We start from the raw sequence: 23,558 nt of genomic DNA on the forward strand, positions 1-23,558 counted from the left end.
GGTGTCGGAAGTGCGTATAAACACTGAAGGCCGGCTCACCGGGAAAATCCCTGGTGAGCCGGCCTTCAGTGGGTTATGCCGTCAGGACATTGATGTCGACATCGATGTTGCCGCGTGTTGCCTTGGAGTACGGGCAGATTGCATCGGCGTTGTGGGCCAACTCGGTCGCCACCCCATGATCCAGCCCCGGCACGCGCAAAGTCAGTCGTGCCTGGAGGAAGTAAGCCGCGCCGGTCTGGCCCAGGTCCACTTCGATGTCGACGGCCATATCCGCCGGCAACACGATATTGCGTTCCTGGGCCACCAGCCCCACTGCCGCGGTGTAGCAGGCAGACCATGCCCCGGCAAACAGCTGCTCGGCTTTCGGGTGCGGCTGGACGGCGGCAAAAACATGGGCCGGTTGGGCGGAACCCGGTGACGACAGTTCGATATCGAGATTGCCTTTGTGACCGCCAACAGCGCTGCGAGTGGTGTGGGTTTTGCCGGTAGCCAGTACTTTTTCGATCTTGCTCATGGGGATTTCCTCAGTATTTAATATGCATGCGATCTTATCGTATACGGTGTATTTAGCATTTAAAAAGACAGCGTTCAGCAATTGGCGTGTGCAATGATCCAGTTGTTGCCGTTTTGGCCATGGGAGGCTTGAGCGGTAGAGATAAACATTTTGCGGCTGCTTGCGGTGTTCATGGCTGAATCTCCAAACGGCAAGGGTTGCTGTTGGCTGTGTTCGCACTCGATTAGATCGCATGCGATAGATGAATATTCAACCAATGCCCCAATGATGTCAAAGTTTATTTTATGCCTTGGCGATGAGCGGTAGACACAAGGTCAACCCCGCTACCCTCCCCCTTGCCGAAAGAATGATCGGCTTCTCACCGTCCGGCCCTATGGGGACCCCGGGGTGAGGTATTGCGCCAGGAACGGATGGTGTGAGTTGTTGTTGCCCGGTTCTCTGGAGCGGCATGCTTCACCAGACAAATTCCTGAATCACAAACTGCCCCGTCCGCGGATCGAACTGACGCACGAAGTGAACGTGCCTGGAACCGAAGCGCCGATCGCTGAACCCGGGCCCTCTGATCACCTCGAAGCTGTTTATCCGGTGGATCGGTACGAAATGCCGGTTATCCATTGGTACGAAATGTCGGCTGTGCATTGGTACGAAATGCCCGCTGTGCATTGGTACAAAATGCCCGCTGTGCATTGGTACGAAATGCCCGCTGTGCATTGGTACAAAATGCCGGCTGCGCATTGGTACGAAATGCCCGCTGTGCATTGGTACGAAATGCCGGCTGTGCATTGGCGCGAAATGCCGGTTCCCCATATGAAACGAGCCACTGTGGAAATGGTGGAATTGCCCGCATTGCTGTAGCTGCCCACTAACCGGAACGGCCGGGTGAGGATTTTGACCGAGGCCGCCACCGCTGATTGCCTCCAGGGAGAGGTTGCTTGCCAGAAGCCCCGCGACCAAGAGCAGGAGTTGCTTGAAGATACGCATAGCGCCACCTCCGACGGTCCCCCTGCACTAAATTATAGTCGGCCATGGACCCCGGCCGGGCCTTGGCGCTGAAACAGACATCTAGCCAAACGGCGTTCTTGTTTCTGTGTTTCCCGGGATTGCGTGAAGAACCCCCAAAAAAAAACGCCGACGTTGCCGTCGGCGCTCAGGAATAGCGATGTCTTGCGATGTATTTCTACATCGAAAGGATATGATGCTCGAAAGCCGACATCTGCCAGACCTTTGGGCCCCGCTCTCAGAACCATGTACCTTTAGGGTATAAGTCCCTCCGCAGGGGCGCTGATGTTTCAAAGGGTCAAACGGTTTTACCCGTCTTTACCTGGATTTTCGTCAGCTCAGCGCAGCGCAGGAATACCCGCGAACAGCCAAGTCTCTTGAGTCGGCGTTGCCTCGTGGCGATTGCGCGCCCACTGAGTCAGCGCCACCATCATCGCAAAGCCGAGTACGATCAACACCGGATAGGCCATCAGCAACTCGGTGAGCGAGTATTTCCAGGCCAGAGGTCGACCGACACCGAGCATGGCGGCATACAGCCAGGACACGCCCGACAGTGCGCCAGAGAACAGGGCAAACATTCGTACACTGACCTTGAGATCAAGCAGCGATCCGACCTTCAGCATTGCCGGCAATACATAACGGTGCAACAACATGCCATTGAATGTCAGCAACAATACAATAATGACTTTGGCTTGAAGTTTCGGATTGGCAAAATAGTTCATGCCTTTATCAAGGTAATCAATACCTATAATCGCAGCTCCGGTGATCCACAAGAATATCAACGCATTGGAAACAGACTTCTGAAGACTGGCCATATGTTCATTATCGTGCCCCGACGACACACGACCTTTCCATAAGTCCTTGACCATTGCGGCATCGCTGGCAAACACCAGGCCAATAGCTACGCAACAAGCCAACAGGTGAACGTAAACAACACCTAAACGCAAAAACTCCATGGATTCTTTCTGGCTGATCAGGCCGATCATTGTATTAATATCCAAGATTACATCTCCACTTATAGCGGCAGTGCAAATTGCACCATGCCCCAGGCATGCGAATTATTTATTCGCACCTGCAAGATCAAGTTCGCAATGATTAAAGCAACTTAATAATTAGGTATTACAAGAGGGAGCGACTCGCCCAGCGAGTCAGTGATGACGGCATACTATCACTCCAGGTCTCAGGTAAAAAAAATCCCCATGTGCATTCCATTCAATGCAGATGAGGTATACGTCCATTTTTCTAGTGAGTACAGCGGGACCCTATAGGATCCGCCTGCTGGGAAATCAGAGCCCACCATATCCCGATCGTTCAATTTTTGAGCAAAAGCATCGACAAACGGTACTGTTTCCAGCACCTGGGGATCCCTGTCTCTTTGGCTGAAACCCGCGGTGCTACGCCGCTGAATCGTTTCTTTTCGTACGTCGAAAAAAATACCGCTATTTCACTGAACTTTCGTCGCCAGACCCGACCAATGGCGAAAACTGCTTACCGCGAAGGCCTGCGCAAATTTTCGAAAATGGGCCCGCTGGACTCTTTCGACCAGGCTGTCGGCTAGTTCTCCATCGCCGATGCCAATCAAAATGCGAAAGATCATGCCGCGCTGATAGCTGGGGAAAAATCAGAGCGGATCAATGCACTCAGGGAAGAAGAATAATGAGGCCGACCCAAGAGCCCATCCATGGCCCTGCGACCAGCAGAGCCATGGATGGGCCGGATCAGCCGCGAATGAACTTCAGCAGATCCTGATTGACCACATCGGCGTGTGTCGTGCACATCCCGTGCGGGTACTTCTCGTACACCTTCAGGGATCCGTTTTTCAGCAACTTGCTCGACAGCAGCGCAGAGTCGGCAATAGGAACGATCTGGTCGTCATCACCGTGCATGACCAAAGTGGGTATGGTGATCGCCCGCAGGTCATCCGAGAAGTCTGTTTCAGAGAAGGCCTTGATGCACTCATAGTGGGCATTTGCCGCGCCAGCCATGCCTTGCCGCCACCAGTTCTGGATCATGCCCGGTGAAACAGCGACACCCGGGCGGTTGAAGCCGTAGAACGGGCCACTGGCAACATCCAGATAAAACTGAGACCGGTTGGCCGCCAGTTGCCTGCGCATGTCATCGAACACCTCGATTGGAAGACCGCCCGGGTTTGCCGGGCTCTTGACCATGACCGGCGGTACCGCACCAATCAGGATCAGTTTGGCCACGCGCTTGTGCAACTGACCATGCCTGGCGACATAGCGCGTTGCCTCCCCGCCGCCGGTCGAGTGGCCGATATGCACGGCGTTGCGCAGGTTCAGTTGCTGTACCAACGCGGCGACATCCGCCGCGTAGTGGTCCATGTCGTGGCCACCGCTCACCTGAGACGAGCGGCCGTGGCCGCGGCGATCGTGTGCAATGACGCGATAGCCCTGRCCAACGAAGAACAGCGCCTGGCTGTCCCAATCGTCACCGCTCAGCGGCCACCCATGGTGGAACACGATGGGCTGGGCGCTCTTCGGGCCCCAGTCCTTGTAGAAGATTTCAACGCCATCTTGGGTGGTCACTTTGCTCACGGTCATGGTTCCGCTGTTGGTGTAAGGAGAGTTGACGGACGAGAGTGCAAGACCGGGTGCCGAGGACAAGGCAACGAGGGCCGTGGCACTCAGGCCGAGCACCAGGAAATCCCGTCGGTCCGGGCTGACAAGCCTTGAATTTTCGCTATCGCTCATGGGTGACTCCGCGTCAGTCAGTGACACGGGAGCCGTAAGGACTCCCCTGTCTGGTCAGGAAATGGGTCATGCCCAAGGTCAGCGCCCTTCCAGCTTTTTCACGACCTCATCGGTCGTCATCAGGCCGTTGGCGATGTAGCGGAAGTTGACCAGCGCGCTACCGTATCCATCGCCGTCAGGCAGCTTCGGGCCGGCGACAGCGTCACGTACGACAACCACCTCGAAACCGCGCTCCAGAAACTCGCGTAGATGCGATTCGACACACAGGTTGGACGCCATGCCAGCCAGGATGATTTTGTCGACCCGCTGCTTGCGCAACTGCAGCATCAGATCGTTGCTTTGCGGGCCATATAACTTGTGCGGTGAGGCGACGAGGGTCTTGCCGTCTTCGATGAAGGGTTTGAATTCCTTCATGAAGTCGGCACCCGAATTGCGAAATCCATCCAGCGTCAAGGCGCCCTTGCGGTCGAACATGCCCAGCTTGTGCTGAACGGTCTCCGCTGGCGCTTCAAACTCCCACTGATGATCATGGGGGTAGTAGTAGTGCGGCGAGATGGCGACGGTCGCTCCAGCTTGCTTGAACGCCGTGAACAGCCGGGTCAGATTCGGCACCAGGTTCTGCTCGGTAACGCTCTGGCCGAAGATTGACCATCCAGCACCCTCCGGACTCATGAAGTCGATCTGCGGGTCGATCACGACCAGCGCGGTTCGACTGGAATCCCATTGAAAGGTGGAGGCCGGGAGCGCGGGTTTGACCGGATCGGCGTAGGGGTTCTCGGCGGCAAAGCCGATGCCGGGCGCCATCAGGATCGCCCCCAGCAAGGTGGCGCAGGAGAGGAGTCTGCCGGGATGAATTCGATTGAAGGTCATTTTGCACGTCCGCAATGTGGGGGTGGTGCATTTACGGTACGGCGAGAAGACGGCACGAAATGGACATTTATCCCTGGATTTCGGCCGACAAGCCCGGTCCCCTTGCATGAGGCGGGTGGCTCGATGCCCCCCGTGACCTTCCATTCAACAAGTGCGTACTATGGCACCCCAATCAGTCTTTGGATGTTCCGTGCATGCAGCGTCACATATGTTTCCTGGTCTACCCGGGCTTCGTATTGCTGGATCTGAGCGGCCCGCTCGAAGCCTTCTCCAACGCCAATCGTGCCCCCGCTTCGGGCTATCGATTCACAGTCGCTTCGCTTGAAGGCGGATTGATCAGCGCTTCGAGCGGACTGCAAGTCGCGACGCAAGCCCTGGAGGTTGTCGACCATCTCGACACGCTGATCATCGTCGGCGCCCCCACCGCTCCGATCGATGACCGGATGATGCCGATGGCAGCGGCGATACGGCAGATGTCCCCGCGTGCTCGCCGCACTGCCAGCGTCTGCACCGGCGCCTTCCTGCTGGCCGAGAGCGGCCTGCTCGACGGTCGTGTCGCGACCACGCACTGGAACTACGCGCCACAATTGCAGGCACGCTATCCGTCACTGCGGGTGGACGGAGATCGTATCTGGACCGAAGACGGCAATGTCTGGACGTCCGCTGGCATGTCGGCTGGCATCGACATGGCCCTGGCGATGATCGAGCAGGACTTGGGCAAGGAAGTGTCACGCTCCGTCGCGCGCATGCTGGTGGTCTACTATCGGCGACCCGGTGGTCAGTATCAGTTCTCTTCGCTGCTGGATTTCGACCCTGGCTCGGATCGGATCCGCACGGTGCTGAGCCATGTGCGCGATCATCTTCGTGATGATCTGTCGGTTGAACGCCTGGCAGACGTTGCACATATGAGCGTGCGCCAGTTTGGCCGCGTCTTCGCGGCATCGGTGGGGGTGACGCCGGCGAAAGCTATCGAGCGTCTGCGTATCGAGTCTGCGCGGCCATTGGTTGAGGACGGGCACCAGACTTTCGAAGAGATCGCCAGGTGCTTCGGGTTCGGCGATGCCGATCACATGCTTCGCAGCTTCGTGCGAGTCGTGGGGCGCACGCCACAAGAACTGCGTCGCAGCGCCCGTCAGGCCAAAGGCAATGGCTCCGGAAAAAAGCTGGACCCATCGCCGGAGTAAGCGAAGGCGCGTACGAACCCCGGATCGGGCTCAAGCCAGCAACTCGGTGATCCACCGGGCCTGACGCGCGATGTCCTGCACCTTTTCTTCGGGCACGGCCTGTTGTACCCGGGCAAAGTGGGTCAGGGTCTTCTGCTTCTGGCGCAGCTTGCGCTGCCATTTGAGCAGGAACGCCGGACTGCGGGCCTGCATCTGCAATGGGCCGAAGTACAGCTCCTCGGCGGTGTACATCACCGGCCCGGCGTGCTCGGCGATGATGATTTCGTAGTCGAAACGATTTTCCCGCAGCACTTCCTCGCAGAGGATGCGGTAGCCATTGTCCATCAGCCATTGGCGCAGTGGCTGTTCGCCGCCGTTGGGTTGCAGGATCAGGCGCTCCTGACCGCTCAGGTACGCCTTGCCGCTGTCGAGAATGTCGCGGATCGTTTCGCCGCCCATACCGCAGATGCTGATCGCCGTGATCCCGTCTCCCGGCTCGATTGCCGCCAGGCCGTTGGCCAGACGCACGGTGATCTGCGGGTCCAGGCCATTCTCGCGCACGGTGCGTTCGGCCGCGCGGAACGGCGTCAACGCCACCTCGCCGGCCACCGCCGCCGCGATGGCGCCACGGCGCATCAACGCCACCGGCAGGTAGCCGTGATCCGAGCCGATATCGGCCAGGCGCGCGCCGGCTGGCACATGCGCCGCCACGCGCTCCAGGCGCATGGACAATGTCTGTTCGTTCACCTGCGGCCCCTTTTCACCACGAACGTCCGGCGCCTTTGGCCGGATCGGGGCGCGATTGTGTCGAGCAACGCCGTGCATTTCAAATTTATGTGGCCAAGTTTATGTAACCAAGGTCATTGCGCCTTTATGCAATCACTTGCGCATACACCGATCTGTCGACGTTGCCACCGGACAGAATCACACCCACCCTTCTTCCCGACATGGCTTCACGTTCCGAAATCAGCGCTGCCAACGCCGCCGCACCGGCCCCCTCAGCGAGGTTATGGGTATCGGTGTAATACACGCGCATGGCCTCGGCGATCTGGTCATCGCTGACCGATACGATCCGCGCCGCACCCTGCGCGTAGACGGCAAAGGCCTCAGGCACCGGCTTGCGTACGGCCAGACCGTCGGCAAAGGTGGTTGCCGAGGCGGTTTCGCATAGGACTCCGGTGTCAAACGACAACTGTGCGGCGGCCGCCTCCGTGGAAACCACGCCCACCACCCGGGTGTTCAGGCCTAGCGCATCGCGGGCGGCGATCACCCCGCAAATCCCCGATCCACAGCCAATCGGTACATATACGGTATCCAGGTCTGGCGCTGCGTTGAACAGCTCCAGCGCATAAGTGGCGACGCCTTTGACCAGCTCGGTGTGAAACGGCGGAACCAGGAACAGGTCATGCACGTGCGCAAGGCGTGCAGCCTCTTCACGGGCATCATCGAAATCGCGGCCATACTCGACCACTTCAGCGCCAAAGCCGCGCATGGCGTTGTTCTTTTCTACCGAGTTACCTTGCGGCACGACGATCAACGCCCGCAAACCCAGAGCGCCAGCCGCCAGCGCCAGGCTCTGGCCATGGTTGCCGCGGGTAGCGCTGACAATGCCCTTCGCGCCTGGGTGCTCGCGTTTGAGCCAATGCATGAAGGTGATACCGCCGCGCACTTTGAAAGCACCGGTAGGCGTGTGATTTTCGTGCTTGACCCACACCGTGCAACCCAACCGCCGAGCCAGCAACGGCCATGGGTACTGGGCGGTGGCCGGCATGACCTGGTAAACGTTGCGTGCTGCCTGTTCGATATCGTCGCGAGTCAGTCTGTGCATGAGTTATCCCCCTGAGATGTTGCCCAGTCTGGACACGGACGCAGTACGCCGGCTTTCAAAAAACTGACCTGACTTTTGTCCCCCCTCTTCACTACTATGGTGTTCATGAGCTATCGAAACCGCATGACGCCACCACTTCTGTCCGAACCGGTCCGCCGTATCGAGGCCGGTGCGTGGTCGATTGAATTGCTCCCCGCAAGCGCGTACGCGACCCGATATGTGGCGACCCAGGCGGGAATTGGCTTTGCCTTCGACAGCCAGAGAGGCCTGCACGCTATCGGCAGTGACCGGGTACAACCCTTCGATGCCATGCCCAACGGCCTGGCGTTCGTTCCCGCCGGGTGTGACGTGTTGTCCGAATCACCCACGGGCGGTGAATACCTGCGGGTGATGCGCACCGACGGTGTTGTGCTGGTCGGGGATCGTGCCTTCAACAATCGCATCGACCGGCAGGCCACTGCCCTCGCATGGCGAATGCGCATCGCGCTGTTGCACGCTTGCGTGGAGGACGATTGGGAGGCCTGGGCACTGGCATTGTCTGAGCGGGCGACGGGTAGCGAAGCAGTGTCGGCAGCGCCCCCTGGCTCGATAACGGGCAACCGGATGCGCTTGCTCGATGAGTTCATTGATGCGGGCCTCGATGGTCCGTTGAGCGTATCGGCGATGGCGGGCGTGCTTGGATTGTCCGAAGGCTATTTCATGCGGTCCTTCAAAAACGTCACAGGCAAAAGCCCGCACGGCTACCTGATCGACCGACGCCTCGCCAGGGCCCGAGCCCTGATGCGCGATTCGACTGCCACGCTGACGCAGATCGCCTACGCCTGCGGTTTCAACTCCCAGGCACACATGGCGACCACCTTCAAGCAACGCCTTGGCGTGAGCCCGGCGCAGTTGCGTCAATGTTCAAGGTTCAGTTAGCGCCGGGTTTTCAGTTGGCTCCGCGTTTTTTGATGTTTGCGATGGGCCGGTGGTCGTTGCATTTCGGTTGTCGCCGGCGTTTGGCTAAGCTTAATGAATCAGGGCGAGCTGAAACTTGTGTGATTGCGGCCATCAACGGATCTGGATGGGCATCAAGACGGTACTCCCAAAGGAGACGACTATGTACGCGGTGATAAGAACCTACCTGGGTACGGGAGCGAAGCAGCTTTTCGAGCGTCTGGAAGAGCGCAAAGACGACATCGAAGCGACCTTGCGGACAGTGCCTGGCCTCGTCAGCTACACATTGCTCAATACGGGTGACGGTGGTACGGCGATCACTGTTTGCACAGACAAGGCCGGCTGTGATGCGAGCCTGAAAGTGGCGCGTGACTGGATTCAGAAAAACACCTCGAGTATCCGCGCCAACCCGCCGATCGTAACCGAAGGACCGGTCATAGTGCAGATCAACTAGGGGGCRTGCTGGCGAGTGCTATACTTTTTTTCAGATTGCAAGAAGTGTGCAACGTTCCCCACGGCACAGCTACTGACTGCAAATCTCGGTTGTTAACGGCTGCCGGACAAAGGAGGTCTACGGCAAACTTGGGTTTGGAGGTGTGGCATGAATCGGCACTATTACATCAGTGACAATCTCAACGATCTCGAAACAGTTGAAAATGAGTTGGAAGCCAGCGGCATCAATTCTGAACAGATTCATGTACTCAGTGAAAAAGTTGCTGATGTCGAAGAACATCACCTCCACGAGGTCAACTCGTTAATGGAACAAGATGCTGTTCATTCCGGTGAGATTGGTGCTGTGGTCGGTCTGCCCCTCGCAGTACTGGTCCTGGGTGGCGCCTATTGGATGGGCTGGACCGAATCCGCCGCAGGCTGGATGCCTTTTGTCTTCCTGGCCATTGTTATTTTGGGCTTCTGCATCTGGGAAGGCGGTTTTTTTGGGTTCCAGGTGCCGAACACTCACTTCCGCAATTTCAAGCAGGTGGTAAAAGAGGGCAAACATATTTTCTTCGTGGATGTTGAACCGGATCAGGAATCGATCCTGGACCAGGTAATCGATCATCATCCAAATCTGAAGATCGCCGGCACGGGAGCGGCAGCTCCCCACTGGACAGTGGCCTGGCAGCACAAATGGCATCAGTTCAAGCGAGTGATATCGGGTTAGCGTCTGGAAACTGATGGCCATCCGAAAGCGGCTTATTGGCCGAAGAAAATGACCCGACTGAGGAAGACATAGTCTGCTTCGGTGGCCATCAGTCCGACCAGCACCAGTAAACACAAAGGCGGCACCAATATGGCATAGACCAGGGCCAGCCGCTCCCAGGCCATATGCATGAAGATGGAGACAATTAAACCTGCCTTCAACAACATGAAAGTGATAATCAGGAACCACCGAAGGTAGCCATGGAAGTGGAAATAGTCGACAAGGTACGACATCGTGCTGAGGACGAATAACAGCCCCCAAATTTTAAGGTACAAACTGATTGGATGTTGCTGACTCTGAGCCTGTGCCATCACCGTGTTCCTCTACCATAAATAGAAGAATGCAAAAATAAACACCCACACCAAATCCACGAAGTGCCAGTAAAGCCCGGCTATCTCGACGTTCTGATAGTTTCCGGAGCGCTCATAATCTCCCCGCAATACTTTGCGCGCCACAATGCTGAGGTAGATGGCGCCGATTGACACATGCAGTCCGTGGAAACCGGTAATCATGAAAAAGCTTGCACCAAATTGCGCCGCCCCCATGGGGTTCCCCCAGGGACGCACCCCTTCTGCGATGAGCTTGCTCCATTCAAAAGCTTGCATGCTGACGAAGGTCACCCCCAAGGCAGCGGTCGCCAGCATCAGGGCCGTGGTTTTCACGCGATCACGGCGATAGGCGAAATTGACGGCCATGGCCATGGTGCCGCTGCTGCTGATCAGCACAAAGGTCATGATGGCGATCAGAATAAGCGGGATCTCTCTTCCGCCGATCGTCAATGCGAACACTTCACTGGGGTTCGGCCAGGCGGTGGTAATAGCCATACGTACCGACATGTAGCCGGTCAGAAAACAGGTGAATATAAAAGTGTCGCTGAGCAGGAATATCCACATCATCGCCTTGCCCCAGGGGACCTGCTTGAAGGCCTCCCTATCCGAGGACCAGTCGCTGGCAATGCCCTGCCATCCCGGTGCAGGTGGCGAACCTGGTGGATTGGATGAACGGGGCTCGGTTTGGGCTTGGGTTTGGGCTAGTGGGTGCAATGCCATGGCTTTTCACCTCAGGCCGCAGAATCTGGCGATGGCTTCATAGGTTTGCGGCGTGCTGGCCAGCAGCGCGAAAAGCACGAACCAAAGGCCCAGCAAGTAATGCCAATAGATGGCGCAGAGCTCGACGCTGGCGCCAAGTTGCGCCAATGGCACATGACGCAGAAATTTGGCGAGGATCCAGCACCAGGCGATCAGCCCGCCCAGCAGGTGGAGCCCATGCAGGCCGGTCAACAGATAGAAGAAACTGTTGGCCGGATTGCTGGCGACAAAGTAGCCCCAGGCGACAAACTGCTGCCAGACCCAGAGTTGCCCCGCCAGAAAGGCAATGGCAAAGACGCCCCCCAATGCAAAACCAATCATGGTTGCGCCCGGTCGAGCCTGTCGGGCGGCCATGCGCGACCACTGCAGTGCGATGCAACTGAGTACCAGAAAAGCCGAGTTCAGCCAGAGCGGCCGGAGATTGCCTAACGGCGCCAAAGGCTCTGTCAGGGGTTCCCAGTCGGCCATTTGTGAACGGGCGACAAAGGCGATCAGGAAGAGGAAGAATAACGAACTCACCACCACCAGAAACAGGCGCAGGCCTACTCTTGCGGTTTGGCTTCGATCGGCCCCCTCGGCGGCCTGAATACCCCCAGGGTCGTGACTCCAACTGCCGCCGGGATCAGCGCCGCCGGCGTTTCTCAATAGCAGCCTGTTCATGTCTTGGCGTCCGCGATTTTAGTTCCGGCACTGAGTTGCCGCATGTGCTCCAGCTCCTCGGCGGAAACCGTTTGCGGCACAAAATCCTGTTCTATCCCCGGCACGCTGTAGTCATAGGCCCAGCGATGCACGACCGGCAATTTCTCTCCCCAGTTACCGTGTTTCGGCGGAGTGTCCGGCGTTTGCCATTCCAGGCTGGCCGCGCCCCAGGGATTACTGCCTGCGGGCTTGCCTTTGAACACACTCCAGGCCAGGTTGAACAGGAACAGCAATTGGGAAACCCCGACAGTCAATGCGACCACCGTAATGAAAACATTCAACTCTTGCGCGGACTGCGGGATGAACGCGTAGTTTTCATAGGCGTAGTAGCGGCGTGGCATGCCCTGGAAACCCAGGTAGTGCATGGGGAAGAAGATGGCGTAGGTGCCCACAAAGGTAATCCAGAAATGCAGCTTGCCCAGGGTATCGTTCGTCATGCGCCCGGTCACTTTCGGAAACCAGTGATAAATGCCGCCGAATACCACCAGTACCGGTGCGACCCCCATGACCATATGAAAGTGGGCCACGACGAAATAAGTGTCCGAGAGCGGTATATCCACGATCACATTGCCCAGAAACAACCCGGTCAGACCGCCGACCAGGAAGGTGACGATAAAGGCCAGGGCAAACAGCATCGGCACGGTCAGATGGATGTCGCCGCGCCACAGGGTCAATATCCAGTTATAGACTTTCAGCGCGGTCGGCACCGCGATGATCAAAGTGGTGACGGCGAAAAAAAAGCCAAAGTACGGGTTCATTCCGCTGACATACATATGGTGTGCCCAGACCACAAAACTGAGTACGCCAATCGCGATAATGGCCCACACCATCATTCGGTAGCCGAAGATATTTTTACGCGCATGGGTGCTGATCAAGTCGGAGACCAGGCCAAATGCAGGGAGAGCAACGATGTAGACCTCCGGGTGGCCGAAGAACCAGAACAGGTGCTGGAACAATATCGGGCTGCCACCCTGATGACCGAGCTGCTGCCCCAGCGAGACCATCGCCGGCATAAAGAAGCTGGTACCCAATAGCTTGTCGAACAGCATCATGATCGCGCTGACAAACAACGCCGGGAAGGCCAGCAAGGCCATGATCGAGGCCATGAAGATTCCCCATACCGAGAGCGGCATGCGAAACAATGTCATGCCATGCGTGCGCGCCTGCAATACCGTGGTGACGTAGTTCAAGCCGCCCATGGTGGTTGCGACAATAAAAATCGCCAGTGAGACGAGCATCAGTACGATGCCCCACTCCACTCCCGGTGTCCCCTGAGTAATGGACTGCGGCGGATAGAGCGTCCAGCCTGACCCCGTGGGGCCGCCAGGCACAAAGAAACCGGCGAGCAACACCAGTACCGCCAGCAGGTAGGTCCAGTAACTCAGCATGTTGACATAAGGGAAGACCATGTCGCGGGAACCCACCATCAGTGGGATCAGATAGTTGCCGAAGCCCCCCAGAAACAAGGCCGTCAGCAAGTAAATGACCATGATCATGCCGTGCATGGTCATCGCCTGATAATAAGTACTGGCGTCCATGAACGCCAAACTGCCGGGGAAACCTATCTGCAGGCGCATCAAGTCGGACAACACCAAAGCGATAAGCCCCACGAACAAAGCCGTCAAGGAATATTGAATGGCTATGACCTTGTGGTCCTGACTCCAGATGTATTTGGTCAGGAAACTCTTGGGCTCGTGCAATGCTTCTGTCTCGGCTTGCTCCGCATAGGCCATCACGTCATCCTCCTGCCGAAGTTTCAGTGTATTTCTGGCTGCTTTACGGCTACTTCCCTGGCTGCGCCTTGCTCGCATCAGCATCAGTATTCGCTTTGGATTTGATAAAAGCGATCAGTGCATCCAGCTCCTTGTCACTCGGCGCCAGGGCCGGCATCACGGCTGCATAGCCCTTGACGATTTTGGCATTGGGATGAAGAACCGAATCTTTGAGATAGCCCTCATCGACCTTCACGCTCGTATCGTCGGCAAGGGTTTCGGTCTTGCCATACAGGCCCTGCCAGCTGGGACCGACGCCCTTGTTGCCATCGACACTGTGGCAGGCCAGACAGCCGAGCGACCCGGCCAGTCGCTGCCCCTGCGCCACCAGGTCTTCACCCGGGCTCGACGCTTCGCCAGTCGAAGGTTCAGCGCCTTGCCCCGCAGCACTCAGTGATTTGATCAGTGCGATGACAGCACCCAGTTCATCGTCATTGAGAGTATAGGCCACCATCACTGGCGGGTAGCCCTGTACCAGGCGGGCCTTTGGATCGAGAATCGACTCTTTCAGGTAGGCCTCGTCGACCTGCACACGGGAGCCATCGGCAAGCTGTTCAGTGCGGCCGTACAAATCCTTCCATCCCGGGCCGAGACTGGCACTGCCATCCTGGCTATGACAGGCCTTGCAGCCATGTTGTTCGACCAACTGGCGGCCTTTTTCCAGCACGCTGTCCCGACTGGGCCTGGCCGCCGTCGTCAATGTCTGCGCAAAAGTCGGTTGGCCTTTTAGCCATTGATCGAAGACGGCCTGTTCCTCCACGATCATATGGCCACGCATGTTGTAATGACCTACGCCACAATATTCAGCGCAAAGGACTTCGTATTTTCCGGTTTTAGTCGGCGTAAACCAAAAGTACGACACCATCCCAGGCACCATATCCATCTTGCTGCGAATTTGCGGTACATAGAAATCGTGCAGGACATCTTTAGCGCGCAGCAAGACTTTCACCGGCCGATCGAGCGGAAGGCGAACTTCATTATTCATTACCAGCACATCGTCCTGCCCTGCAGGATCCTTGGGATCAACGCCGAGGGGATTGGCGGAATCAACAAACTTGATATCCGACTTGCCCAACTTCCCGTCCTGGCCGGGAAAACGAAAGGCCCACTGCCACTGCTGGGCGACCACTTCAAGTTCGTAAGCATTGTTCGGCACCCGGATGAAATCGTTATAAACAACCAGACCAGGCGCCAACATCCCGGCAATCCCTAGCGAGGTAACGATAATCAACCATAACTCCAGCTTTTTATTTTCTGGCTGATAGGCCGCCCGAGACCCCTTCTTGTGACGAAAGCGCATCACCGCTATCGCCATGAATACCGTGATGGCAATGAAAAATATTCCGCTAATGACCAGGGTGATGAACAGGGTGGTGTCTATAGAGCCCCAGTTGGAAGCTGCCGGTGTCGCCTGCCAGGGCGCTAGTATGTTGAATAGCACTGATGCAATAACGATTAGTATCAGGACAATTGCTATTGCCATTTCCTCTTCATCCTATTCCTGTTGTTCATTGGTTATGCAACAGCATCGCCACTTACGTCCAGGCAGGGCAGACAAATACCACCCAGCCGGGCGGGTAAAGTCAGTGAGAAGTATAGAGCCATCGGCTTGTACCGTGAGGCTGACAAGGAAGTTCCGGTTGCCAGCTATACTTGATTTCTGATGACGAACGGCAGAGTGCGACCGCAAGCGGCCCCAAAGGATGAACCCTGCCCTTGTGTAGTCATCAAACGTAAGTGATGACCTTGAGCAGAGACGATAGCTACAGCGTTCAGCAAACCACATGGGAGGTTTCGTCATGAGTGCCCTGACGATCGAAGGCTGGTGCAAGCCCAGCCCCGACCAGAAGTCCATCCCGATCGGTGAGATCCATTTTTACGTCGACGGCCCTCTGCATGTCCGTCTGGAGGAGGCCGAAGAGCGCTTGCAGAATTCCCACGAGCGTGAGTCCATGGTCGATGTCGATATGGACTCGATGGAGTTGATCATGCCGGAGGGATACGCCCCCTTGTCCGACTGTCAAATGCGAGTCTATCTGCACGACGAACGCGGTCAGTTTCATCTGGTCGGGCACCGTGCGAGCGACGGCAGCTTGATCTATACCAACGCGGTGTTGATCGATCAGCTTATTGAGTAACGGCCGGGTGATTCCCGGCACCGGACTTTTGCTTGCTGATTGTCTGCACCAGGCGCCTTGGGAGGTACCGAACTGGCGTTTGAATGCGCGAGTGTCGAGCCACTACGTGCATACGCCAGAACGTCAGGTATTGCATCGACTGGAGAGTCGCAACCCACACTCCAACCATTAATTCCATCGGTTATTTGTGTGAGGAGCATTCGTTCTATTGGGCTCGGTACAGGTGGCTAATCTTCTGAAGTTGAGGGGGGAACCTTCAGAAAGGCGAAAGCATATGGACGCAAACCTGATCGAAACCGACTACCTGATCATCGGTGCTGGCGCGACGGCCATGGCTTTCGTCGATACGCTACTCAAGGAAACGAATGCACGCATGATAATGGTGGATCGACACGACCGACCTGGCGGGCACTGGAATGACGCCTACCCGTTCGTACGATTGCACCAGCCCTCGGCCTTCTATGGCGTCAACTCACGGGAACTGGGCAGCGGAACGAAAGACCAGGCGGCACTCAACGAGGGCTTGTATGAGCTGGCCTCCGGCGCCGAGGTGGTGAGCTACTTCGACCAGGTGATGAATCAGCAGTTTCTGCCGTCAGGTCAAGTCCGTTACTTCCCCATGTGCAACTACACCGGCGACCGCATTGACGACCACCGGTTTACCTCGCAGGTCAGCGGCGTAAACCATCAGGTCCGGGTGCACAAAAAGGTGGTAGACGCCACCCATGCCCAGACGGCAGTTCCCTCGACCCACCCGCCCAGGTACAGGGTGGAGGCCGGCGTACAATGCGTGCCACTGAACGACCTGCCGAAGATCCGGCACCCCCACTCTGGCTACGTAGTGGTGGGGTCGGGCAAGACCGGGATCGACGCGTGCCTGTGGTGTCTGCAAAACGGTGTTGCGCCCGCAAAAATCTGCTGGATCATGCCGAACGATCCGTGGTTGATCGACCGGGCCAACCTGCAACCCGGCCCCGACAGCTTCGAACGAACAGTCGGCGGCCTCATGGCACAATTCGAGGCCATCGCAGCCGCAGGCTCGATCCCGGACCTGTTCGCAAGACTTGAGGCGGCTGGCCAGCTCCTGCGCCTGGATAAGTCCGTCGAACCCACTGCTTACCGCTGCGCCACCGTCACACAAGCGGAATTACGCGAGCTTCGACGCATCGGCAACATTGTGCGCCTGGGCAGGGTGCGAGCTATCGAGCCAGCGCGCATCGTGCTCGACCGGGGCAGCATCGCCACGAGCCCGGATACTCTGCACATTGATTGCAGCGCCAGTGCCATCCCGTCACTGCCTGAAATGAAGGTGTTCGACGGCGCCAGGATCAACCTGTTGATGGTCAGCAGTTGCCAACCCGTGTTCAGCGCGGCCCTGATCGCTTATGTGGAAAGCCACCTGACCGATCAAGCGCAAATGAACGCGCTTTGCACGATGGTGCCCCCGCCTCACGTCCCCACGGACTGGATCAGAATGTGGGCGGTGTACCTGGGTAACCAACTACGCTGGGCAGAGCATGAAGGCCTGTCGCGCTGGATCAGGCAGTCGCGCTTATTCTTTCTGACGGCGGTGCTCAGGGGCCTGCAAGAAACCGACACCGAGAAAATGGCACAACTGTATCGGCTCTCTGTCAGCCGGCAGAAGGCTCAGGCGAATCTGCCGCGGTTGCTGGAGTCCATCGCTTGAATGGCAGGAAGCGCACATGAACGAGCCACACCTCGAAATACTCGACATCAATGGCATCCGCATGCAGGTAGCAACGCAAGGTTGCGGCCCGTTGGTCTTGCTATGCCACGGTTTCCCGGAGCTGTGGTACTCGTGGCGCAACCAGCTTGCGGCGTTGGCGAGCGCTGGCTATAGAGCGGTCGCGCCCGACATGCGTGGCTATGGCGGCACCGATGCGCCGGCCGAACCCGACGCCTACACCACGCTCCACCTGGTAGGCGACATGGTGGAGTTGGTCAACGCACTCGGCGAACAACAAGCCGTGATCGTCGGTCATGACTGGGGCGCGCTGGTGGCATGGAGCGCAGCAATGATGCGACCCGATCTGTTCCGCGCAGTGATCGGCATGAGCGTGCCCTTCTCGCCACCGGGTCGCGTGGAGCTCCTGAGCGCGCTTGCCTCGCGGGGTATCAGCGACTTTTATATCCAGTACTTCCAGACGCCGGGTGTGGCCGAGGCCGAGCTGGAAAGCGATGTCGAGTCGTCGATCCGGCGTATCTACTTCAGTGGTTCGGGTGACGGGCCCGATGGGCCGGTGTTCGGCCGGCTGCAGCCAGGCCAGGGTTTCCTGGGGGGGATGATCGAGCCAGAAACCCTGCCAGCCTGGCTAAGCCTTGCGGATATTGCCTACTACACCGGCGAATTCACCCGCAGCGGATTTCGCGGCGGCTTGAACTGGTACCGCAACATGACTCGCTCATGGGCACTGCTGGCACCCTGGCGCGGTTGCATTATCCGCCAGCCCTCGATGTTCATTGCCGGGAGCCGCGACGCCGTGCTGAAGTTTCCGGGCGCTCCGCAGCAGATCGAAGCTTTCGCGCAGACACTGCCGGGCCTGCGTGGGAGTCATATCCTCGAAGATGCCGGCCACTGGATACAGCGAGAGCGCGCGACAGAGGTCAATGAACTGCTACTGGGCTTCCTGAAAGAACTCTGATGACGTATCACCAGCATTTAATACATATTCTCATTTGTATTTTCTGAATATTGCTGTTTCAAATCGTCAAGGGTTCAATCAATCCGGGGGCTGCTCCAACAGGTCTAGCAACCGAGGCTCAATCGAAGTCGCCGTTACTTCGAGCAGGGCCAGCGTGACAGGCAGCTTGAAGCGTCGTCGCCCCGCGCTGCCAGGATTGACAAACAATCGCTCCTCACGCCATTCCATGCGTGGCTTGTGGGAGTGGCCGGTGATCACCAGCTTTATGCCTGGGTCCAGATCGACCGGAACATCGGCAATGTCATGCACCAACAGCGTCTGCCAACCGTTGAGGTCCAATCGCAGAAAATCAGGGAGATTTCCTGCCCATGCCTGGTTTTGATCATTGTTCCCGCGCACGACGTGCAGCGCAGCGATAGACGCCAGTCGGTGAAGAATTTCCGGGCTACCGATGTCGCCGGCATGAATGATCTGCTCGCACCCCGCCAGGGCGGCAAGCGCTTCGGGACGGAGCAAGCCGTGGGTATCGGAAATCACGCCAACTTTCATGCAAGCTCCAGAACGATATGGGCAATGGCCTGAATATTATGTGGACCCCAGGGAATCGAACGGCACCCAGTGCGGTCCAACACGTGGCAGGACAACCTGCCCGAATCATCGCCTGCCGACCGCCATTGCCTCTGGGAGAACCAATTGTCACCTGCCTTTATGCGCCAACTTGTCCGCTTGGCGATAGCGCTTTTCTGCGTTGGTACTTCGTCCTCTGCTTTCGCCTGCCCGCAAGGACAGTACCAGGTCTGCGTGGGCGCTTGTTTTTGTGCTCCAGGCTCCAAAGGGGACGTTGGGGAGATCTTCGATAACATGAACCAGATAGCGGCCGCCGGTTTACAGAGCTGGATCGTGCAATCGCGCAATACCCTGGCAACGGGTGATATCCGGCCAGTCCCGCTGAATATCCGGGCCCAGCTCGAACCCTACTATGACATTGGAGTGCTCGATTCGGCTCGCTACAAGGTTGGCGACGATGCGGAATTGAACGCCGCAAACACCATGCTGCAGAATCCCGATGTCAATGCAGTCACCCTTGTCGACATCATCGTCTTTCGCAGTCCCGATGATGCACTGAACAATGTCGCGCTGTGGGCGCACGAACTGAAGCACGTGCAGCAGTACCAGCAATGGGGCGTCAGCGAGTTCGCCACTCGCTATACCCGTGATTACTCAGCCGTTGAAACGMCTGCCTACGCGATCCAGACCCAGGTAGCCAGAGCGCTGAGGGCCAGCGTGGCCCAGCCAGGGTCTCCTCGAGTTCCTTCAGTGGAAGCAGCGATAACCCATGAGTAGCTATGCTTGGTTTGTTGACAGACTCTGGTAGCAACATCGTGAAAGGAGGCGTTTGAGATGCAACTCATCACGTTGAAAATCGATAAACCGGATATGACGAATTTCATTTTGGGTCAGACTCACTTCATCAAGTCCGTCGAGGACATCCACGAAGCGCTGGTTAATGCCGTGCCAGGTATCCAGTTTGGCGTGGCCTTTTGTGAAGCCTCTGGCAAGTGCCTGGTGCGATGGTCTGGCACCGATACCTCAATGATTGAACTTGCACAGAAGAATGCGAAAGCCATCGGCGCAGGCCATAGCTTCATCATTTTCCTGGGCGATGGCTTCTATCCGCTGAACGTGTTGAACACCATCAAAATGGTTCCAGAGGTATGTCGTATTTTTTGTGCAACAGCCAATCCAACCGAAGTGATTCTCGCCGAGACGGAACAAGGGCGAGCAATCCTGGGCGTAGTGGATGGCTTGCGTGCCAATGACATTGAAGGCGATGAAGACATCCAGTGGCGCAAGAACCTGTTGCGGCAGATTGGCTACAAACTGTGAGCTGAATTCAATAGCCCCCACTGAAACGCTGAACAACAGCCCGCCACCCTCTCAGTGGATGGCGGGCTGTTGTGTCACTGGCTTTACGCCATATCAGGCTTCGTGCGTGCACGTTGCTCCCGGGCAGACGCTCGCCTGAGCAGCCTCCTGATTCAACGAATCAAGTCACGGATATTTACCTATAGAGCAGATCCTTATACGATGAAGTCCACTCTACTGCGCTCCATCAGGCCTGAGTAAGCTATGGTTGTTATGCATAACAAAGCGATCCAACAAAATGTGCTCTATAGCCACGAAAATTTTGCGTAGAAAAACAAGCAGAATCTGCATGCAGATTCAACTACTTCTACAACTAAATACAATACCATTGAGCACCTGAACAATGAACAACCCTGATTCTCCGCCCGAAAGCTCTAAAGCTTTCAGCATCGTCATAGTGAATTACAAAACACCGGAAATCACCAAGATATGCCTGGACTTATTGCACCAGCATGTGGGCACCAAAGGCGTCCCAATATGGGTAGTTGACAACTACTCCGCCGATGAAAGCACTGAGTATTTACGAACGCTTGACTGGATCAATTTAATCGAGCGTTCTGTAACCGAACCAGAACCAGGCCACATCGCGCATGGCAAGGCACTTGACCTGGTGCTGGAGCGGATTGAAACCGATTATTTATTCTTGATGCACACTGATACGTTTGTTTTCGATAAAAATGTTTTTCCGATGATGATGAATAAATGCTTAAAAAACCCGAACGTCGTTGCCGTCGGTTGTGTTGAGCAATTAAACCGCGGCACCACCAGAACTTTTTGGCGCTTTAGCTCGCGACTATTCAAACATCATTTCAGGCGCCTGAAAATCTCGATGGGATTGCGTTCCAGAGAACCAAAACCGTACAAAGAAGTCTACTTGAAAAGTTTCTGCACCTTGTGGAACTGCAAACTCATCAAACAGCACAACTTGCATTTTTCGATGGATGACCGTGTACCAGGCTATACACTCCAGGACCGCATGACCGAGCTTGGCTATGTCGTTGAAATGTTATCGCCGCGTAAAATCTTCAGTTATCTGGATCACATTCAGGCCGGCACTGTCGCAGCGGCTGGTGGCTATGACAAGACTCATAGACGAACCAAAATGTACAACAACATCCTTAAGCGTCTGAACAAGGACGACAAAAAAAGCTAAGTTACGAATAGACGCAACGAGCCGTGCGCTCAACGCTGCTTGACGTCACCTATAAGTTTTTATATTAAGTTATTGGAGCGGTAATGGCACCCATCACTCAAGCACTACCTATCACCCTGTCCCCGGAGCTTGATTTCGACCAAAACGCCGCCAGCGCCTTTGGTGAGTCATTGACCAGTCGCTATACTCAGGCTACGCCATTTCCGCACATAGTCATCGACAACTTCTTGCACGAAGACCTGATTGCAAGTATCTGCTCGCACTTCCCAACCGAGCCAACCAATAACGAAATGCTCTACGAGCGAGGCTATAAAGGTCAACGAAAACGTCAAATCAGTCCCAACGAATGCGCGCCCCATTTGAAGGCTGTTTTCAACATCTTTAACTCGGCCCCCATGTTGCAATTTCTTGAAAAGCTCACCGGCATCGAAGGTTTGATACCCGACCCCTACTTTGTCGGTGGCGGCCTGCATGAAACCAAAAGCGGTGGTTTCCTGGGGGTGCACTCGGACTTCAGGCTCAACAAAAAGCTTAATGTTGAGCGCCGACTGAATATCATAATTTATCTGACTGAAGACTGGCGAGAGGAATACGGCGGCAACCTGGAACTTTGGGATGTCGACATGAAGACCTGCCTTAAAAAAATCCTGCCGATTTACAATCGATGTGTCATTTTCAATACGGACAAAGACAGTAATCATGGGCACCCAGAGCCTTTGACGACTCCAGAACACATCACCCGCAGGTCTATCGCACTTTATTACTACACCGCAGGAACCATGGTGATCGATCCTGCACAAAGAAACAAAACCCACTACAAACCAAGGCCAAAAGATCGTTTTAGCCTAAAGTACTACATGAATAAACTCATCAAGAAGAAAAACTAAACGGTATCGCCAGACGATCGAGTTCGTGCTTTTTTGAGCGTTAGCTTGCCAATCAGGATATGCCCCCAGGCTCAGTTACAGCGTCGATCAAATGGCCCATGGGGCGCCAAAGATTATAGCCGCTAGTCCTCAAAACGCCCCGTGGCATCTCGATCGCGCTCGTAGTGTCGGGTGAGCGCAAACGCCGGCAACCAGGCCTCGCGCCGCACGATCCAGCTCTCGTAGGTTGGGGTCAACTGGTCAGGGGCATCCAGGGATCCGAGGTTCACCTCGACTTCGTCTGCGCTGCGCGAGAACACCGACGAACCGCAGTGCGGACAGAAATGCCGCCCGGCGTAGTCACGTGTTTCGCCTTCGATCGTCACCGCATCCTGATGAAATATCGCGGACGCATGAAACAGCGCCCCGTGATGCTTGCGGCAGTMGAGGCAGTGACAAACGCCAACCCGGAACGGGCGCCCCGATGCGACAAGGCGCACCTTGCCGCACAGACAACCGCCGGTGAATCGGTCCATGCGGTGTCTCCTCCAGGCCGTCCGAAACGGCGTATCAGCGTGGAAACAGGAACGTCACGGCGGCGCGAAAGCCCCAGCCTTGTGGGCCGTCTTCCGGGCTGTCGAGCCAGTAGCGCGGGCCGGCCTGCACCGTCAGCGGCTGGYCGCCGATTCTCAGCAGTTGGGTGACCGTCAGGTTGATCGGTACCGACCATTCGCGCGATTGCCAATTGTAGGTCGACTCGGTGTTCACCCCGTAGGTCGTGTACGTATGAGTGGTGTACGAGAGGAAGGGTTGCAGGAAGGTCTGGTTGACCTTTTCCTTGTCGTCTGGCGGGCTGCCGTCCAGGCCCCAGATATGGTTGGCCAGAATGCCTCGGGTCCAGCCATTGGACTGTTTCAACGCCACCGCCGTCGGGCCCAGGCCCCATTGCTCGCTGCCGAGCAATTCGTCACTGCCGGTCGGTATCAACAACGCCGGGCCGCCGCCGAGTATCCAGCCACTGTCCGTGGGCT

General features: G+C 56.6%; 26 protein-coding genes and 1 pseudogene. 13 read left to right on the forward strand and 14 right to left on the reverse strand.

Going from position 1 to position 23,558, the window contains the following annotated elements; genetic code table 11:
- Nucleotides 1-73: 73 nt before the first annotated feature.
- A complete protein-coding gene (locus ACXRVY_RS04185; RefSeq protein ID WP_223460658.1) occupies nucleotides 74-514 on the reverse strand; it encodes an Ohr family peroxiredoxin in 441 nt (146 codons plus the stop codon).
- A gap of 423 nt (nucleotides 515-937) precedes the next feature.
- On the opposite strand from ACXRVY_RS04185, the gene ACXRVY_RS04190 reads away from it, so the two are divergent.
- Entirely contained in the window at nucleotides 938-1,369 is a 432-nt protein-coding gene (locus ACXRVY_RS04190; RefSeq protein WP_458237053.1) for a hypothetical protein, read from the forward strand.
- Nucleotides 1,370-1,851: 482 nt separating this feature from the next.
- On the opposite strand, the gene ACXRVY_RS04195 is transcribed toward ACXRVY_RS04190, so the two are convergent.
- Nucleotides 1,852-2,499 carry a hypothetical protein gene (locus ACXRVY_RS04195; RefSeq protein ID WP_223460801.1) on the reverse strand — a complete coding sequence of 216 codons (648 nt, stop codon included), beginning with the start codon at nucleotides 2,497-2,499 and terminating at the stop codon, nucleotides 1,852-1,854.
- 332 nt (nucleotides 2,500-2,831) lie between these two features.
- On the opposite strand from ACXRVY_RS04195, the gene ACXRVY_RS04200 reads away from it, so the two are divergent.
- A complete protein-coding gene (locus tag ACXRVY_RS04200; RefSeq protein ID WP_458237054.1) occupies nucleotides 2,832-3,071 on the forward strand; it encodes a hypothetical protein in 240 nt (79 codons plus the stop codon).
- A 160-nt stretch (nucleotides 3,072-3,231) separates the two neighbouring features.
- Here the strand turns inward: ACXRVY_RS04200 and ACXRVY_RS04205 are convergent, their stop codons facing one another.
- Together ACXRVY_RS04205 and ACXRVY_RS04210 are read right to left on the reverse strand one after the other, a co-directional pair.
- A complete protein-coding gene (locus ACXRVY_RS04205; RefSeq protein WP_223460803.1) occupies nucleotides 3,232-4,068 on the reverse strand; it encodes an alpha/beta fold hydrolase in 837 nt (278 codons plus the stop codon).
- Between the two features lie 234 nt (nucleotides 4,069-4,302).
- Entirely contained in the window at nucleotides 4,303-5,028 is a 726-nt protein-coding gene (locus ACXRVY_RS04210) for a cysteine hydrolase (protein WP_458237055.1), read from the reverse strand.
- A 260-nt stretch (nucleotides 5,029-5,288) separates the two neighbouring features.
- Here ACXRVY_RS04210 and ACXRVY_RS04215 point away from each other — a divergent pair, with 260 nt between their 5' ends.
- The gene (locus ACXRVY_RS04215; RefSeq protein WP_223460664.1) at nucleotides 5,289-6,278 is read left to right on the forward strand and encodes a GlxA family transcriptional regulator; all 990 of its coding nucleotides are present in this window, start codon (nucleotides 5,289-5,291) and stop codon (nucleotides 6,276-6,278) included.
- Between the two features lie 30 nt (nucleotides 6,279-6,308).
- Here ACXRVY_RS04215 and ACXRVY_RS04220 read toward each other — a convergent pair whose 3' ends face one another.
- Together ACXRVY_RS04220 and ACXRVY_RS04225 are read right to left on the reverse strand one after the other, a co-directional pair.
- The gene (locus ACXRVY_RS04220) at nucleotides 6,309-7,004 is read right to left on the reverse strand and encodes a tRNA (adenine(22)-N(1))-methyltransferase (protein ID WP_317851120.1); all 696 of its coding nucleotides are present in this window, start codon (nucleotides 7,002-7,004) and stop codon (nucleotides 6,309-6,311) included.
- 124 nt (nucleotides 7,005-7,128) lie between these two features.
- Nucleotides 7,129-8,085, reverse strand: coding sequence for a threonine dehydratase (locus ACXRVY_RS04225; RefSeq protein ID WP_223460668.1), 957 nt, complete (start codon nucleotides 8,083-8,085; stop codon nucleotides 7,129-7,131).
- Nucleotides 8,086-8,181: 96 nt separating this feature from the next.
- On the opposite strand from ACXRVY_RS04225, the gene ACXRVY_RS04230 reads away from it, so the two are divergent.
- From ACXRVY_RS04230 to ACXRVY_RS04240, 3 genes are all read left to right on the forward strand, one after another.
- Nucleotides 8,182-9,003, forward strand: a complete 822-nt coding sequence (locus ACXRVY_RS04230; RefSeq protein ID WP_223460805.1) for a helix-turn-helix transcriptional regulator — start codon at nucleotides 8,182-8,184, stop codon at nucleotides 9,001-9,003.
- A 181-nt stretch (nucleotides 9,004-9,184) separates the two neighbouring features.
- A complete protein-coding gene (locus ACXRVY_RS04235) occupies nucleotides 9,185-9,475 on the forward strand; it encodes a hypothetical protein (protein ID WP_223460670.1) in 291 nt (96 codons plus the stop codon).
- 147 nt (nucleotides 9,476-9,622) lie between these two features.
- A complete protein-coding gene (locus ACXRVY_RS04240) occupies nucleotides 9,623-10,183 on the forward strand; it encodes a magnesium transporter (protein ID WP_223460672.1) in 561 nt (186 codons plus the stop codon).
- A 32-nt stretch (nucleotides 10,184-10,215) separates the two neighbouring features.
- On the opposite strand, the gene ACXRVY_RS04245 is transcribed toward ACXRVY_RS04240, so the two are convergent.
- From ACXRVY_RS04245 to ACXRVY_RS04265, 5 genes are read right to left on the reverse strand one after another with little or no spacing between them, the layout of a single operon-like run.
- Complete coding sequence (locus ACXRVY_RS04245; protein WP_223460674.1) at nucleotides 10,216-10,533, reverse strand: cytochrome C oxidase subunit IV family protein; 318 nt, start codon at nucleotides 10,531-10,533, stop codon at nucleotides 10,216-10,218.
- A 12-nt stretch (nucleotides 10,534-10,545) separates the two neighbouring features.
- Nucleotides 10,546-11,271, reverse strand: a complete 726-nt coding sequence (locus tag ACXRVY_RS04250) for a heme-copper oxidase subunit III family protein (protein WP_223460676.1) — start codon at nucleotides 11,269-11,271, stop codon at nucleotides 10,546-10,548.
- A gap of 6 nt (nucleotides 11,272-11,277) precedes the next feature.
- Entirely contained in the window at nucleotides 11,278-11,970 is a 693-nt protein-coding gene (locus ACXRVY_RS04255; RefSeq protein ID WP_223460678.1) for a cytochrome c oxidase subunit 3, read from the reverse strand.
- The gene (ctaD, locus tag ACXRVY_RS04260; RefSeq protein ID WP_223460807.1) at nucleotides 11,967-13,742 is read right to left on the reverse strand and encodes a cytochrome c oxidase subunit I; all 1,776 of its coding nucleotides are present in this window, start codon (nucleotides 13,740-13,742) and stop codon (nucleotides 11,967-11,969) included. The genes ACXRVY_RS04255 and ctaD overlap by 4 nt, the downstream gene beginning before the upstream one ends.
- Before the next feature lie 49 nt (nucleotides 13,743-13,791).
- On the reverse strand, nucleotides 13,792-15,264 hold the full coding sequence (locus ACXRVY_RS04265) for a cytochrome c oxidase subunit II (protein ID WP_223460680.1): 1,473 nt from the start codon (nucleotides 15,262-15,264) through the stop codon (nucleotides 13,792-13,794).
- A 316-nt stretch (nucleotides 15,265-15,580) separates the two neighbouring features.
- On the opposite strand from ACXRVY_RS04265, the gene ACXRVY_RS04270 reads away from it, so the two are divergent.
- The 3 genes from ACXRVY_RS04270 to ACXRVY_RS04280 all read left to right on the forward strand — a co-directional run bounded on the left by ACXRVY_RS04270 (nucleotide 15,581) and on the right by ACXRVY_RS04280 (nucleotide 18,582).
- Nucleotides 15,581-15,919 carry a hypothetical protein gene (locus tag ACXRVY_RS04270; protein WP_223460682.1) on the forward strand — a complete coding sequence of 113 codons (339 nt, stop codon included), beginning with the start codon at nucleotides 15,581-15,583 and terminating at the stop codon, nucleotides 15,917-15,919.
- Between the two features lie 274 nt (nucleotides 15,920-16,193).
- A complete protein-coding gene (locus tag ACXRVY_RS04275) occupies nucleotides 16,194-17,606 on the forward strand; it encodes an NAD(P)/FAD-dependent oxidoreductase (protein WP_223460684.1) in 1,413 nt (470 codons plus the stop codon).
- Between the two features lie 16 nt (nucleotides 17,607-17,622).
- The gene (locus tag ACXRVY_RS04280) at nucleotides 17,623-18,582 is read left to right on the forward strand and encodes an alpha/beta fold hydrolase (RefSeq protein ID WP_223460686.1); all 960 of its coding nucleotides are present in this window, start codon (nucleotides 17,623-17,625) and stop codon (nucleotides 18,580-18,582) included.
- Nucleotides 18,583-18,660: 78 nt separating this feature from the next.
- On the opposite strand, the gene ACXRVY_RS04285 is transcribed toward ACXRVY_RS04280, so the two are convergent.
- The gene (locus tag ACXRVY_RS04285) at nucleotides 18,661-19,131 is read right to left on the reverse strand and encodes a metallophosphoesterase family protein (protein WP_223460688.1); all 471 of its coding nucleotides are present in this window, start codon (nucleotides 19,129-19,131) and stop codon (nucleotides 18,661-18,663) included.
- Nucleotides 19,132-19,443: 312 nt separating this feature from the next.
- On the opposite strand from ACXRVY_RS04285, the gene ACXRVY_RS04290 reads away from it, so the two are divergent.
- The 4 genes from ACXRVY_RS04290 (at nucleotide 19,444) to ACXRVY_RS04305 (ending at nucleotide 22,548) form a co-directional block, all read left to right on the forward strand.
- Nucleotides 19,444-19,926 carry an eCIS core domain-containing protein gene (locus ACXRVY_RS04290; protein ID WP_458237056.1) on the forward strand — a complete coding sequence of 161 codons (483 nt, stop codon included), beginning with the start codon at nucleotides 19,444-19,446 and terminating at the stop codon, nucleotides 19,924-19,926.
- Nucleotides 19,927-19,983: 57 nt separating this feature from the next.
- Nucleotides 19,984-20,469, forward strand: a complete 486-nt coding sequence (locus tag ACXRVY_RS04295) for an adenosine-specific kinase (protein ID WP_223460690.1) — start codon at nucleotides 19,984-19,986, stop codon at nucleotides 20,467-20,469.
- A gap of 382 nt (nucleotides 20,470-20,851) precedes the next feature.
- The gene (locus ACXRVY_RS04300; protein WP_223460692.1) at nucleotides 20,852-21,661 is read left to right on the forward strand and encodes a glycosyltransferase; all 810 of its coding nucleotides are present in this window, start codon (nucleotides 20,852-20,854) and stop codon (nucleotides 21,659-21,661) included.
- Nucleotides 21,662-21,744: 83 nt separating this feature from the next.
- On the forward strand, nucleotides 21,745-22,548 hold the full coding sequence (locus ACXRVY_RS04305) for a 2OG-Fe(II) oxygenase (protein ID WP_108215750.1): 804 nt from the start codon (nucleotides 21,745-21,747) through the stop codon (nucleotides 22,546-22,548).
- Nucleotides 22,549-22,670: 122 nt separating this feature from the next.
- Here the strand turns inward: ACXRVY_RS04305 and ACXRVY_RS04310 are convergent, their stop codons facing one another.
- Both ACXRVY_RS04310 and ACXRVY_RS04315 read right to left on the reverse strand, forming a co-directional pair.
- A complete protein-coding gene (locus ACXRVY_RS04310) occupies nucleotides 22,671-23,063 on the reverse strand; it encodes a GFA family protein (RefSeq protein WP_458237057.1) in 393 nt (130 codons plus the stop codon).
- Nucleotides 23,064-23,097: 34 nt separating this feature from the next.
- Nucleotides 23,098-23,558 (reverse strand): annotated as a pseudogene (locus tag ACXRVY_RS04315) (transporter); the annotation flags it as partial.

It is taken from the genome of Pseudomonas sp. P5_A2_2, from assembly GCF_054177685.1.

Coding starts and splice junctions, on each gene's coding strand:
- ACXRVY_RS04235 (WP_223460670.1), top strand. CDS start 9,185: ATGTACGCGGTGATAAGAACCTACCTGGGTACGGGAGCGAAGCAGCTT.
- ACXRVY_RS04250 (WP_223460676.1), bottom strand. CDS start 11,271: ATGGCATTGCACCCACTAGCCCAAACCCAAGCCCAAACCGAGCCCCGT.
- ACXRVY_RS04225 (WP_223460668.1), bottom strand. CDS start 8,085: ATGCACAGACTGACTCGCGACGATATCGAACAGGCAGCACGCAACGTT.
- ACXRVY_RS04215 (WP_223460664.1), top strand. CDS start 5,289: ATGCAGCGTCACATATGTTTCCTGGTCTACCCGGGCTTCGTATTGCTG.
- ACXRVY_RS04255 (WP_223460678.1), bottom strand. CDS start 11,970: ATGAACAGGCTGCTATTGAGAAACGCCGGCGGCGCTGATCCCGGCGGC.
- ACXRVY_RS04195 (WP_223460801.1), bottom strand. CDS start 2,499: ATGATCGGCCTGATCAGCCAGAAAGAATCCATGGAGTTTTTGCGTTTA.
- ACXRVY_RS04185 (WP_223460658.1), bottom strand. CDS start 514: ATGAGCAAGATCGAAAAAGTACTGGCTACCGGCAAAACCCACACCACT.
- ACXRVY_RS04285 (WP_223460688.1), bottom strand. CDS start 19,131: ATGAAAGTTGGCGTGATTTCCGATACCCACGGCTTGCTCCGTCCCGAA.
- ACXRVY_RS04300 (WP_223460692.1), top strand. CDS start 20,852: ATGAACAACCCTGATTCTCCGCCCGAAAGCTCTAAAGCTTTCAGCATC.
- ACXRVY_RS04245 (WP_223460674.1), bottom strand. CDS start 10,533: ATGGCACAGGCTCAGAGTCAGCAACATCCAATCAGTTTGTACCTTAAA.
- ACXRVY_RS04265 (WP_223460680.1), bottom strand. CDS start 15,264: ATGGCAATAGCAATTGTCCTGATACTAATCGTTATTGCATCAGTGCTA.
- ACXRVY_RS04270 (WP_223460682.1), top strand. CDS start 15,581: ATGAGTGCCCTGACGATCGAAGGCTGGTGCAAGCCCAGCCCCGACCAG.
- ACXRVY_RS04295 (WP_223460690.1), top strand. CDS start 19,984: ATGCAACTCATCACGTTGAAAATCGATAAACCGGATATGACGAATTTC.
- ACXRVY_RS04275 (WP_223460684.1), top strand. CDS start 16,194: ATGGACGCAAACCTGATCGAAACCGACTACCTGATCATCGGTGCTGGC.
- ACXRVY_RS04305 (WP_108215750.1), top strand. CDS start 21,745: ATGGCACCCATCACTCAAGCACTACCTATCACCCTGTCCCCGGAGCTT.
- ACXRVY_RS04230 (WP_223460805.1), top strand. CDS start 8,182: ATGGTGTTCATGAGCTATCGAAACCGCATGACGCCACCACTTCTGTCC.
- ctaD (WP_223460807.1), bottom strand. CDS start 13,742: ATGGCCTATGCGGAGCAAGCCGAGACAGAAGCATTGCACGAGCCCAAG.
- ACXRVY_RS04240 (WP_223460672.1), top strand. CDS start 9,623: ATGAATCGGCACTATTACATCAGTGACAATCTCAACGATCTCGAAACA.
- ACXRVY_RS04280 (WP_223460686.1), top strand. CDS start 17,623: ATGAACGAGCCACACCTCGAAATACTCGACATCAATGGCATCCGCATG.
- ACXRVY_RS04210 (WP_458237055.1), bottom strand. CDS start 5,028: ATGGCGCCCGGCATCGGCTTTGCCGCCGAGAACCCCTACGCCGATCCG.